We start from the raw sequence: 11,994 nt of genomic DNA, 5'->3' as shown, positions 1-11,994 counted from the left end.
AAAAATACTAAAAATAAATATATAAATAGGTACAAAAGAAGCTAGGAAGTTATTAGCTTTCCTAGCTTATTTTATATTTTATTTATAAAGATTTTTAATTAGGTATATCTAATTTATCTATATGACTCTTTTAATATATTTAGTACTGCTTCATCATTTATTTCTATAGGGTCTACTAAAAATAATCCTCCCATAGTTTCTCTTGCATTTTTAACGTATTTTCCTAAATTATCTTTATCTATATTAAAATCACTCATCTTTAAATCATTAACTTCACAATCTCTTTGAAGTTCTAATAAAGCTTTAACAAAATCCATAGATTCTTTTGCATCTTTTTTTCCTAAAGCTTTAGCCATCTCAACCATTCTATCATCGCATTTTCCACTCTTTGCTATAAAAGTATAATAAGCTCCACTTATCATTATAAGACCTGCACCGTGAGTTAAATCTTGATGATAAGCACTTAAAGCATGCTCTATAGAGTGCTCTGACGTACATCCTGATGTAGACTCAACAAATCCAGATAAAGTGTTTGCAAGTGCTATATCACTCCTTGCCTCTATATCATTTCCGTTTAATACAGCCTTTTTAAGTGACTTTCCTATAAGTTCAATTGCTTTAAGTGCATAGATATCACTCATAGTATTTGCAGTTTTATTTAAATATCCTTCCGTACTATGGAATAAAGCATCAAATCCTTGATAAGCTGTTAGCTTTTTAGGAACTGAAAGCATAAGTTCAGGATCAACTACTGCGATGCTTGGGAATGTCTTTTCATAACCAAATCCTATTTTTTCGTTTGTATCTTCGTTTGTTATTACTGTCCAAGGGTCTACTTCTGTTCCAGTTCCAGCTGTAGTAGTTATTGCTATAACTTTTAATGGATCATTTTTAACAGGCTTTTCTTTTCCAGTTCCCCCTGATATATAATCCCAGTAATCACCTTCATTTGTAGCCATAACTGAGATACTTTTAGCACTATCAATACTGCTTCCACCACCAAGACCTATAACAAAGTCACACTTTTCTTCTCTTGCTAAAAGTGCACCTTCCATAACGTGGCTTTTTATTGGGTTTGGAAGAATTTTATCAAAAATAACATATTGAACATTTGCTTTTTCTAATTCTTTTTCTAATCTTTCTAAATAACCATATTTTTTAACTGACTTACCAGATGAAACTACTATTAAAGCTTTCTTACCTGGTAAATCCTCTTTGTGTAAATTATTTAATTGTCCTTTTCCAAAAAGTAATTTTGTTGGCATTTGATAATTAAAATTCATTTTTAATTCCTCCTAAATTCTTCTATAATTTATTCTTTATATAAATCCTACACTTTAGAGTTAACTCTAAGTCAACAGCATTTTTTTATTTTTTAAATTATATAGTATACTAAATATAAGTTTATGTCTTTTAAGGGGGATTTATTATGAGTTATTCAGTAAAGCAAGTGTCTGATAAAACAGGTTTAAGTTCATATACTATAAGATATTATGATAAAGAAGGCTTACTTCCTTTTGTTAAGAGAAATGAAAAAGGAAATAGAATATTTAACGATCAAGATTTAGAATGGTTAAGTTTAATTCACTGCCTTAAAAATACAGGGATGCAATTGAAAGAAATAAAAAAGTATATAGATTGGTACGTTGAAGGTTCTAGTACTTTTAATCTTAGAAAAGAGATGCTAATTAAACATAGAGAAGAGGTCTTAAAAGAATTAGACTCTCTTAAATTAAATCTAAAGAAAATAGATGATAAGATAAATTACTACTATAAAAATGAGACTAACATACATCCTAATTTAAAATTATAGTTTTAAAATTATATTAGAATATATCCTAAATCATTTATAAATATATAGATAAAATTTGAAAAGTCTTATTTCAATATCTCTAATCTGGATTTATAATAACTACAAATTATATGTTTTCCTGTATGCTAAAAAGGTATTAGCACTAAATTTTTAGTGCTAATACCTTTATTCCATATCACTATTTAAAACCTTTTTAAACTTACTTAGTATGTCGTGTACAAGACTCGTATCTAATTGTTTGTATGTTTCTAAGTAGCCTGCTTCTTGTACCCCTGAAAATATATTTTTACTTAATTCCATCCAAAGCTCTGGGATATACACCCAAACTATCTCTTCGTAGCTACAGCTTAATAAAAAGTGTTCTACTCCCCAAAATACGTAATCTTCGATTTTGTGAAGTTTATTAAAGAATTCGTAGTCAGAAACTACTTTATCACTTAATTTATATTCGTAAATATCAACGAAAAAATAATCAAAAGTTTTAGACTTAGCTTTATAAGCATCACCTTTTACTATTTTTATCTTAGGATTCTTTTTAAAACTATTTTCGTAAAGTTTTATAACATCTTCTGAAAATTCGTATACAGTTACGCTTTTAACATTTTTATTTTTTGCAATTTCATTTACGGTGTATCCAAGTCCTAGCCCTACGACTCCCACATTTCCGTGTGCATTTTTTATAATAAAATAAGTACTTTCAACTTCTCTTATATCAAGTCTCATCCAATACTTATCATCACTTCTAAGTTCTAAAATTGGCATATCTATATCTTCATTTATTTTATGAAGATAACCACTCATATTTTCCTTTGTTCCATCTTTTTTTATAATTTCATGCTTACCACTTTTACCTAATTTTATTTTTTTATTATATTCATTTATTTTTTCTAAAACAAACTCTTTTTCATATGGTTTCACTAAAACCATCCTTTCTCTACCACAAATCTTTTATATCTAATAATATTATAACCATAAAACCTTTTTAATAAATAGTTTTTATTTTATTTAATTCCGACCATTTGACTTTGATTTGAATTGTGATACAATATTATTAAGAAAATTTATTAATAAAGGATGGTTATTTTATGAAAAACATAAACTTAAGTGAAGAAGCATTTAACGAATTTAAAGCTTTCTTAGAAGAAAATAAAGTAGAAGATTTCAACATAAGAATTAATTTAGGTGGAATGGCTTGTAGCGGTCCTGTTTTCAACATTGAAATAAGCGAAGCTACTGACGACGACATAGTTGAAACTATAAACGATATAAACTTTATAGTAGAAAAAAGATTAATAGATGATTTCGGTGGATTTATAATCCTTTCATCAGAAGAAAATGAAGGAAGAGGTCTAAGCTTAAAACCAGTAATCGCACCAGAAGGCGGATGTGGTTCTTGCGGTGGTGGATGTCACTAATTTACTATAAAAATATTTTGTAGTAATATTATGTAGTGTATCAGTAAAAAATATTACTGATACACTATTTTTTATATTATTAATAAAGGAGGAAAAAATTATGAAATTTATGACTATAAGCGATGAAGCTTACAACGAATTTAAAGATTTTCTAGTTCAAAACGATGTTAAAGATTTTAATATTAGAGTTAATTTAGCAGGCGTTGGCTGAGGAGGCCCAGTATTTAATATTGTTCTGGATGAACAATCAGATAGTGACTTATTAGAAAAGATAGCTGATATTAACTTTATAGCTAAAAAAGATCTAATTGATGAATATGGTGGATTTACTATATTATCATCAGAAGAAAATGGAAATAGAGGTTTAACTCTAAAACCAAACAAATCACCTGAATCAGATGGTTGTGGTTCTTGTGGTGGCGGATGCCACTAATTTTAAGAAAGACTTCCTCTAAGGTTTAGGGGAAGCTTTTTTATAAAAAGAAAAACTCCTAAAAAGGAGTTAATAAAAACAATTTAATTTAATTTTTGTACTTTTATTTCACTTACAAAATCATAATCATTATATTCTGAATTTATACTATTTAAGTTATCTATAACATTTATATAATACCTTTTATCTATGAATTTTTTAAGCTTTTCTTCACCTTCTAAATCTTTTAAATAACTATTTGTAAAATCAATATATCTCTTATTAGTATTTAAAGCTAATTCATATAAAACTTTAAAATCTTCTAAAGATTTTCCTTCTAAAACAAGCTTATCTTTTTTTGTATTCATAATATTTAATAATATGTTTTCTAAATATGTAGAAATTCTCGCATAAATATCGTTTTCTAAAACTTTAAGTCCATTTACATCTTTTTTATTAAAATTAAATATGATGTTTTGTCTGTAAAATGAGTAATCATTTATTAATTCTATTAAAGCTTCGTCTATAGTTTTATAGTTTGAATAAAGATTTAATAGCTTGCTATTTGGTATACTACCAGTATCTATAGCATTTTTAAGAATTTCTAAATTTTTAGAATTTCTAGTGTTTATAAGCTCTGAATTCTTGTAGGATTTCTCACCTATTCTATATTCATCTTTATTTCTTTTGTATGATAAATATATATTCATTCCAAAACTAATAATTAGAACTATTAATAATAACGATCTATATTTTTTCAAAACAAATCCTCCCTATCTAATAGTATTTTATCATAAAGATGAATATTTTCCTAACAGTTTATTCATATTTAGCTTTTAAACCCTTTTATCTAGCCCAATCGTGGATAACTCCTCTTATCATATTTAAAGCAGCTGAGCCACCTTCACCTTCTACTGAATCTTTATTTAATTTTTTAATTATACCGAAACTGTTCTTTAAAGAAAGTTCATCTTTTCCAGTTAAAACCCAGATTATCCTTTTACTTTTAGGAGAAACTAAAAGCTCCTTTTCCCCTACTCCATCTGTAAAATAAACAAGAAGCTTATCTTTTAAATTATTTTTATTTATATACTCAAATACAGGTGAAAATTTTGTACTTCCTGAATTGTTAAACCTTGGCTTAATATCTTTTGGAGTTTTCACGTTATAAACTCTTCTTATTTCGTTATCACATTCTATTATTTTTATTTTGTCAACTCTTCCTTTTATTATTCCAAGAACCTCAATAATTATCTTTTCAATATCTTTTTGAGTCATACTTGCACTTATGTCTATTGCTACTATTATTTCAGGAACAGAGTCTTTAAGCTTCCCTCTTAAATCAACTCTTTCACTTTGCCTTCTATCTCTTCTAACTATAGTTTTTTTATATCCTGATTTAACTGTTGGAATCATTCTTTTTAATAGTTTTTGCCAAGTTATTTGTGATTTTTCACTATAGCTCTCTATAATTTTAAGTATGTTTATAGGTGTATCTCCTTTATTAGAACTTAGAGCTGTCTTCTTAGTTAAATCTTTTACTCTATCTAAGTCTATATCTATATCTTCCCAAGCATCGTGTGCAGATTCTATATCATACTCTCTTTTAACTTTATCACTTGATTTGCTATCTTTTTTAGATTTCTTTTCCCTAATTTTTATAGCTTCGTTTATTTTTTCAGCATAATAATCTATAGGCATATCTTCTTTCATATTTAAATTATACTCTAAGTTTATAGAATCAAGCCTTTTGCACTCCATAGGTAAATGCTTTATAAATTGATTTATAGAGATATCTAAAGCTATGTTTACAGCTTCCTTTGAATAAGAGTCTCTAAGTTCCTTTTCTCTTATGTAGTGGCTAAACATAATATGATATATCTCGTGTTTAAATAAAGCTTCCATCTCTCTTTTAGTTGCATTTAAAAATAATATAGGGTTAAAACTCATCTTAAACCCTGATATTTCAGGTATAGTTGATAAAGGGTAGCTTATATCAAGTCTTATTTTTCTCTCTATTTTTAGCATAAAGTTACCAAAGAAACTATCATCATTACTTACGTTATCTATTATTACCTTTGTAACTAAATCAAAAAATCTTCTTTTAAACATATCTGATACGTCATTAATACTCTTAAATTCTAATGCTTCTTTTAATAAAAGATTTTTTTCATCTTCAAAACTATTTAACCCTATCATTTTTATAACCTCCAGGCTTTACACATATATATCAAAAAATGCATCTATAAATTCATCAGAATCTAATAATTTTTCATATATCTCTTTAGGACAATCTTCTTTTATTTCTTTCATAATTCCAAGTCTTAAATCTCTAGGATATAGCTTTAAAATCTCCCCAAATATATTAAATTCATTTTTATATTCTTCTAAATCATTAATATAATTAATAGCTCTTCTTCCTAAAATATATAATCTTGAATTGCTTTCTTTAAGAATTTTTTCTTTTAAATCCACAGGTAATGAATCTAACTTAAATACATCTTTTGGATTTATTAGTGGCTTTCTATTTTCTTTTATGAAGTTTGCAAAATCAGTTGAAATACTAACTCCAATATTCCCCTTAACAACACTTAATAAAGTATCAAAAGAAATTTTACCATTTGAATTTTTGTAGATAGTATAACTTTTTGAAACTCTTTCATAACTTCTAGGCGTAGGCTTTACACTTTCATTTGAATAAGGTCTATGTAAATAATCTGGGAAACTTGATATAAATTCTATTATGTCTTCGTGTATGCTTTTACTTTGCATAGCCCATTTAATCCATTCTTTTACGTCAGATTCCATCTCTAGCCAAACAAATCTATCCTCTTGTGCTGGGTCCATATCGACTACTTCATAAGAACTATCTAAAAAGTTATCATACTTGTTTGAAGGGTTCATAGCAGCTATTATTTTTACATCTTTACCTAGCTCATAGCCATTTATTTCTCTATTTAATATTAAATTCATAAGTTCTTGCTGAACTGCGTGTTCACACCTATTTAATTCATCTATGAATAATAAAACTTTATACCCTCTTTGAACATAATTTTCTACTTGTAATAATTTATTATGAGTTGCATAAATAGTTCTTCCTCTATCTACTACAGGTAATCCTCCTATTTCTCCCTCTTTTAAAAGGTTAGCATCAAGAGTGATAAGCTTATGATTTGTATTCTCTGCTATTTCTCTCGCTAAAGCTGTTTTACCTATACCACTTTCACCTATTATTAATGGAACATCGTTTGATTCTATAACTAACATACATGCTTCTAATACGTCTGAATATTTCATTTTTCTAACTCCTTATAACTTACAGTCAATTAATAACTTTTTAGCGCTCTTATCACCATATTCGCATACAAATGCAATTTTATTCATTTCAAGTATCTCTAAATCTAAAAATGCCTTCATATATTCTCTAGTCATTTCTTTTTTATCTAGTTTATCTATCAATACATCAACAACTAATTCTGGGTCAATAGTGTCATATATATACTTAACAACATTTATATTATCTTTTATAAATAGCTTAAGTTCATCAAAAGTATAGTTACCTAAATAATTTATAGCTTCTTCATTTAGGGTAATAGCTAATCTTTTTGCCTTAAGAGTTGGTGATTTTATAAACTTTATAGCTCCAAAGTGATTGCTTATAGCTTTTAGCTGTACTTCTTCACTTGGATTTTCAATATATTTAATTGCATCATAATCTTTTCCTACAGCTAGTAATTGTAATTCTTCACTTGGATTTTCTACATATTGAATTGCAAGGCCCTTAGCCTTAATAGCCCTTTTTATAATATTTTTAGTTGGATTTTTAATATATTTTAGTGAATTCCAAAGGCTTGTAACTGCAAGAAGTCCTACTTCTTCATTAAGATTTTCTATATACTCTATAGATAGTGGATTATTCTTAACTGCTACTTCTTGTATCATTTTATCTGGATTTTCTATATATTTTATAGTCATACCATTAGCTTTAACAGCCTCTAATTTTAGTTCATAACTTGGATTTTTAATTTCTGAAATTTTTTTAGGGTTCTCTTTTATTTCGTTTAATAATCTTTTATCAGCTATCATTTCTACGCTCTCCACTCTTAATAATAATTATTCTTTAATTTACATTATTATATCATTTCTTACCCTTTCACTCAACTTTGAAATACTAATAGCTCTAATAAGAAATTTCTATATAACAATATAATTATACTAATTTATAATTTAAGTGGAAACCACTTATTGTAAATATATTCCTTGAAGTTAAAAATTTTTTTGTGATATTGTTTCTAACTACCCTGTCCACGCAATTTCCTTGAACCTTTATATAGTCTCTCTACTCCCCTACAACAATGTTTTGCTTCTTTGTTGGTATTTTAATAAAATCACCTGAATAAAGGCACTTTTTTATGTCCATAATCAAAATAACTAAAAATTATAGAATTTTTCGAGGTGAGATTATGGTACATACATCGGCTTGTCCCCATTGCAATTCAAAACACTTTATTAAATACGGTAAATATAGATGCATCCAGAGATATCAATGCAAAGATTGTCTTAAAACCTTTAACGAAGGAACAGGACTTGTTTGGCATAACACTAGAAAGAGTGTAGACCTTTGGGATAGATATACTCGTCTTATGTTATCTGGGGCTACTATAAGAGATTGCGCAGATAGATTAAATATTTGCATAGAAACATCGTTTAGATGGAGACATAAAATCCTTAAGCATATCGGAACTTATACAGATTCTAGAAGAACTCATATAGTTACAGCTATGAGACATACTAAGTTTTTAGAAAACTTTAAGGGTCAAAAGACTCCCCCCGTTTGCACTATTTCTAGAAGAAAAAATATATTTGTAGCTACTACTATTAATAAAAACAATTACTCCCTAGCTAAGATATCATTTGATTCTATGAGCCCTACAAAAGAATCTATAGATGCTTTAATGGATTCATTTAATCCTGTATTTAATACTTATTTCTTGCCAGGAAAAGATAGGTTTTCTTATCTTGTATCGAAAAAGTTAAACTATGCTCTTCATAAAAAGAAAGAATTAGAAATTGCTAAAGAAGAAGGGGAAATTTTACTTAGTCACTGCTCTGATTTTATATTGAATTTAAGAAGATGGCTTAGAAAATTTAGAAGCGTTGCTACAAAGTATCTACAGGTTTATTTAAATTGGTTCTTGTATATTTACGAAGGATCTTATGAAAAACATACTATTTTATCTAATTTAATAAGTTCTATTTTTTGTGTAAAAGTGATTTAATTTCCCTTAAAATAGCTCCTAATATATTTGTATTATAAGAGCTTGTCCTTCTTAATTTTACTTGTCTACTTTTACCTTTTTTCAAGTAGCTTGTCTTAATGATTTATACTTGTCCAAAATATCAAAAATTTAACCTAATATAGTGAAAATCCCTTGTACCAATAATATATCGTAACAATGTTGTAGTTTTTTTCATTATTTATTATTTGTTATTGATCAGCTCCTACTACCCATTTATTACCAAACAGTAAGATGCTACAGCTACCGCTTCAATCTAATATTTTCTTAATAAAAAAACTAGCTTTAAACACACTCTATAATTTTATAATTTCATAACTAAAAAAAAGTGACTAAACTTCTTTTAAGCTTAACCACTTTTATAAATCAATAACTCTCTTTACGAGTTTATATTAAAATTCTTAAATTTTATATAACTTAATCTGTATACTTATCTACTTCTTTTTTTATTGAATTTAAAAGATGACTTAATTCTGATACATCCCCTTCATCAATAAGTTTATTTAATGATTTTTCATATCTACTAGCTTCTGGTATTTTACCTAAAGAAATTAAAGTTAAGATCTTATTCATTATATCTGAGATTATTGCAGATTTAACTTCGAATAATTTTTGTGCATCTTTTACTTCATCTTTAATCATAAGCATCTCTTCATCTAAAGTAAATGCAGCATCTGCAGCTGTCTTTAGCTTGCACTGAAGTTCTTCCGGGATTCTCTTTTTATATTTATAATTTAAAGAATGCTCTATAGTTGCCCAGAAGTTCATAGCTAAAGTTCTTATTTGAAATTCTGCAAGGATATCGACTGGCCCTTCAGCCATATTAACTTGATATTTTATAATCATATGATAACTTCTGTAACCACTAGATTTAACATTTCTAACATAGTCTTTTTCATATAAGACTTGCATATCTTTTCTAGTTCTTATAAGTTCAACAACCCTATCTATATCATCAACAAATTGGCACATTACCCTAAGCCCTGCGATATCTTCCATTTCGTATCCTACTCTATCTACAGGAATGCCAAACTTATTAGCTTTTTCTAATATGCTAGAAATTTCCTTAACTCTTCCAGTTATAAATTCTACTGGAGAATATTCATTTTTCTTTCTATATTCTTTTCTAATACTTTTAAATTTAACTTTTAGTTCATCTACCGCTTGTTCGTATGGAACTAAGAAACTTTTCCAGTTATTTATAGCCATTTTAACCACCCTATTTCAATTCTACACTTTATTATATCAAAAACAAGTCTTTCCTGTAACTATGTTTTCTATTCTATTTTTATTACAAATGTTGTATTATTATTATGAACAAATTTTTATCTCGAGGTGCTCTAAAAATGACAGAACCAAATTACATCAATGACACGTTTACAAAAAACATTACTTGTCCAGTTTGCCAAAATAATTTCACAGAAACTGCTGTGAAAACGAATTCCCCACGAATTACCTCTAAAGATAGTGATTTTTTTATACGATATAAAGCTATAAACCCTTATTTTTATGATGTATGGATATGCCCAAGGTGTGGTTATGCAGCTATGAAAAGTGAATTTAATAATTTAAGAAGCTCTGAAAAGACAGTTATATTAAATAAAATAACTGATAGATGGAAACAAAAAACTTATCCTTATTTTTTAGATGTTGATTTAGCTATAGAAAGGTACAAGCTTTCTCTTGTAACTGCACTAGCTTTAAATAAAAATGTGAGTTCCCCATCTATGATTTCACTTAAAATAGCCTGGATGTATCGTATAAAAAACGACACTAAAAGCGAATTATCATTCTTAAAGAAGGCTTTAAATGGGTTTTTGAAAGCTTATTCCGTTGAAGACTTTCCTATCTTTGGAATGGATAGAGATTCTTTTAATTATTTAATTGGAGAATTATTTAGAAGAACAGGTGATAATGAAAATGCTCTTATATGGTATTCAAAAGTTATAATGACTGTTGGTGCTTCACATAGAGTTAAAGAACTTGCTAGAAATGGTAAAGATTTAATTAAATCATAAATTACAATCAAAAAATTTCGATTTATAAAAGGAGGATTATTTATGGGATTATTTAAAAAAACCTCTGTAGCAGAAACACAAACTACAAATCCCGTAGAGGCTACAAGAGAAACTAAGGACACAAACAAAAATTCTGGAATATCAAACAAGATAATTTCTGATATTCAAAGTATTAGTGCTGCAAGTAATGAAATTTCAAATAATGCAAGAGATATAAATTCTTCATTATCAACATTAAGTAATGCTACTGTATCACAAGGACACGAAATCAATTCTGCTTCTAATCTTTTAAAAGATTTTAATAGCTCAATTGAGAGTATCGCTATAAGCATAAACGAAGTTCATACTAAAGTATTAGATACAGATAAACTTGCAAATACAGGTTTAAAAACTATAGATGAACTTGATACATCTTTAAATGACTTAGAAAAGGCATTTTCTGTTTCAAGTAATACTGTAGATGCTTTAGTTGACAAATTAGAATCTGTAAACTCAATTACTGACTCTATAAGCCAAATAGCTAGTCAAACTAACCTTTTATCACTTAATGCTGCAATCGAGGCTGCAAGAGCTGGTGAAGCTGGTAAAGGCTTTTCTGTAGTTGCTGGTGAAGTTAGAAAACTTGCTGAAAACTCAAAACAAGCTGTTCAAAGCATAACTTCTATCTTAGAAGAAATTAAGCATGATATATTAAATGCTTCTTCTGCAATGAAAAATGGTAACAGCGCAGTTGAAATTCAACATAAGACTATTACAGTAACTAAAGATAGTTTTACAAACATAAAATCATCAATAGATGCTTCAACTACAGATATAAATGAATGTATCGAAAGTGTTGTTTCAGCGTCTGTTTCTACTCGTGAAGTTGTTTCTTCTGTTGAGAAAGTAAATTCACTAATTCAAGAAAATACTGCTTTAACTGAAGAAATAGCATCAACTATGGACTTACAGGTATCATCAATTAACTCATTAAATCATAGTATTAGTTCAATTGAAAGATCTTTATAAAAATAAAAACTCAAGGAATTCCTTGAGTTTT

General features: G+C 27.6%; 13 protein-coding genes. 6 read left to right on the top strand and 7 right to left on the bottom strand.

The window, feature by feature from the left end; genetic code table 11:
- Nucleotides 1-113 precede the first annotated feature (113 nt).
- Complete coding sequence (locus INR60_RS08635) at nucleotides 114-1,283, bottom strand: iron-containing alcohol dehydrogenase (protein WP_194191116.1); 1,170 nt, start codon at nucleotides 1,281-1,283, stop codon at nucleotides 114-116.
- A 146-nt stretch (nucleotides 1,284-1,429) separates the two neighbouring features.
- Between INR60_RS08635 and INR60_RS08630 the strand changes: the two genes are divergently transcribed.
- Nucleotides 1,430-1,813: a MerR family transcriptional regulator gene (locus INR60_RS08630; RefSeq protein ID WP_194191115.1), complete on the top strand. Its 384-nt coding sequence runs from the start codon at nucleotides 1,430-1,432 to the stop codon at nucleotides 1,811-1,813.
- A 165-nt stretch (nucleotides 1,814-1,978) separates the two neighbouring features.
- Here the strand turns inward: INR60_RS08630 and INR60_RS08625 are convergent, their stop codons facing one another.
- Nucleotides 1,979-2,740, bottom strand: a complete 762-nt coding sequence (locus tag INR60_RS08625) for an rRNA adenine N-6-methyltransferase family protein (RefSeq protein WP_207729550.1) — start codon at nucleotides 2,738-2,740, stop codon at nucleotides 1,979-1,981.
- Nucleotides 2,741-2,898: 158 nt separating this feature from the next.
- Here INR60_RS08625 and INR60_RS08620 point away from each other — a divergent pair, with 158 nt between their 5' ends.
- Both INR60_RS08620 and INR60_RS08615 read left to right on the top strand, forming a co-directional pair.
- Nucleotides 2,899-3,228, top strand: a complete 330-nt coding sequence (locus INR60_RS08620; protein WP_194191113.1) for a HesB-like protein — start codon at nucleotides 2,899-2,901, stop codon at nucleotides 3,226-3,228.
- Nucleotides 3,229-3,328: 100 nt separating this feature from the next.
- Nucleotides 3,329-3,661 carry a HesB-like protein gene (locus INR60_RS08615; RefSeq protein WP_194191112.1) on the top strand — a complete coding sequence of 111 codons (333 nt, stop codon included), beginning with the start codon at nucleotides 3,329-3,331 and terminating at the stop codon, nucleotides 3,659-3,661.
- Nucleotides 3,662-3,744: 83 nt separating this feature from the next.
- Here INR60_RS08615 and INR60_RS08610 read toward each other — a convergent pair whose 3' ends face one another.
- From INR60_RS08610 to INR60_RS08595, 4 genes are all read right to left on the bottom strand, one after another.
- A complete protein-coding gene (locus tag INR60_RS08610) occupies nucleotides 3,745-4,401 on the bottom strand; it encodes a hypothetical protein (protein ID WP_194191111.1) in 657 nt (218 codons plus the stop codon).
- An 85-nt stretch (nucleotides 4,402-4,486) separates the two neighbouring features.
- Entirely contained in the window at nucleotides 4,487-5,839 is a 1,353-nt protein-coding gene (locus tag INR60_RS08605) for a vWA domain-containing protein (protein ID WP_194191110.1), read from the bottom strand.
- 18 nt (nucleotides 5,840-5,857) lie between these two features.
- Complete coding sequence (locus INR60_RS08600) at nucleotides 5,858-6,937, bottom strand: AAA family ATPase (RefSeq protein WP_194191109.1); 1,080 nt, start codon at nucleotides 6,935-6,937, stop codon at nucleotides 5,858-5,860.
- 12 nt (nucleotides 6,938-6,949) lie between these two features.
- Entirely contained in the window at nucleotides 6,950-7,726 is a 777-nt protein-coding gene (locus INR60_RS08595) for a hypothetical protein (RefSeq protein WP_194191108.1), read from the bottom strand.
- Between the two features lie 377 nt (nucleotides 7,727-8,103).
- Between INR60_RS08595 and INR60_RS08590 the strand changes: the two genes are divergently transcribed.
- Complete coding sequence (locus INR60_RS08590; protein ID WP_194191107.1) at nucleotides 8,104-8,919, top strand: IS1/IS1595 family N-terminal zinc-binding domain-containing protein; 816 nt, start codon at nucleotides 8,104-8,106, stop codon at nucleotides 8,917-8,919.
- Nucleotides 8,920-9,354: 435 nt separating this feature from the next.
- On the opposite strand, the gene yjbM is transcribed toward INR60_RS08590, so the two are convergent.
- Nucleotides 9,355-10,146, bottom strand: a complete 792-nt coding sequence (gene yjbM, locus INR60_RS08585; RefSeq protein ID WP_194191106.1) for a GTP diphosphokinase — start codon at nucleotides 10,144-10,146, stop codon at nucleotides 9,355-9,357.
- A 137-nt stretch (nucleotides 10,147-10,283) separates the two neighbouring features.
- Here yjbM and INR60_RS08580 point away from each other — a divergent pair, with 137 nt between their 5' ends.
- The gene (locus tag INR60_RS08580; RefSeq protein WP_194191105.1) at nucleotides 10,284-10,955 is read left to right on the top strand and encodes a DUF2225 domain-containing protein; all 672 of its coding nucleotides are present in this window, start codon (nucleotides 10,284-10,286) and stop codon (nucleotides 10,953-10,955) included.
- Nucleotides 10,956-10,997: 42 nt separating this feature from the next.
- A complete protein-coding gene (locus tag INR60_RS08575; RefSeq protein WP_194191104.1) occupies nucleotides 10,998-11,963 on the top strand; it encodes a methyl-accepting chemotaxis protein in 966 nt (321 codons plus the stop codon).
- The last annotated feature ends 31 nt before the right edge of the window (nucleotides 11,964-11,994 follow it).

It is taken from the genome of Clostridium chrysemydis (genome assembly GCF_015234215.1).
GTDB lineage: Bacteria > Bacillota > Clostridia > Clostridiales > Clostridiaceae > Clostridium > Clostridium chrysemydis.
The sequence above is the reverse complement of the archived record's forward strand: the minus strand, read 5'-3'. Positions and strand labels throughout refer to the sequence as shown.

What these genes read in the sequence shown, in the direction of transcription:
- INR60_RS08635 (WP_194191116.1), bottom strand. Translation starts at nt 1,283, where the DNA reads ATGAATTTTAATTATCAAATGCCAACAAAATTACTTTTTGGAAAAGGA.
- INR60_RS08630 (WP_194191115.1), top strand. Translation starts at nt 1,430, where the DNA reads ATGAGTTATTCAGTAAAGCAAGTGTCTGATAAAACAGGTTTAAGTTCA.
- INR60_RS08625 (WP_207729550.1), bottom strand. Translation starts at nt 2,740, where the DNA reads ATGGTTTTAGTGAAACCATATGAAAAAGAGTTTGTTTTAGAAAAAATA.
- INR60_RS08620 (WP_194191113.1), top strand. Translation starts at nt 2,899, where the DNA reads ATGAAAAACATAAACTTAAGTGAAGAAGCATTTAACGAATTTAAAGCT.
- INR60_RS08605 (WP_194191110.1), bottom strand. Translation starts at nt 5,839, where the DNA reads ATGATAGGGTTAAATAGTTTTGAAGATGAAAAAAATCTTTTATTAAAA.
- INR60_RS08600 (WP_194191109.1), bottom strand. Translation starts at nt 6,937, where the DNA reads ATGAAATATTCAGACGTATTAGAAGCATGTATGTTAGTTATAGAATCA.
- INR60_RS08595 (WP_194191108.1), bottom strand. Translation starts at nt 7,726, where the DNA reads ATGATAGCTGATAAAAGATTATTAAACGAAATAAAAGAGAACCCTAAA.
- INR60_RS08590 (WP_194191107.1), top strand. Translation starts at nt 8,104, where the DNA reads ATGGTACATACATCGGCTTGTCCCCATTGCAATTCAAAACACTTTATT.
- yjbM (WP_194191106.1), bottom strand. Translation starts at nt 10,146, where the DNA reads ATGGCTATAAATAACTGGAAAAGTTTCTTAGTTCCATACGAACAAGCG.
- INR60_RS08580 (WP_194191105.1), top strand. Translation starts at nt 10,284, where the DNA reads ATGACAGAACCAAATTACATCAATGACACGTTTACAAAAAACATTACT.
- INR60_RS08575 (WP_194191104.1), top strand. Translation starts at nt 10,998, where the DNA reads ATGGGATTATTTAAAAAAACCTCTGTAGCAGAAACACAAACTACAAAT.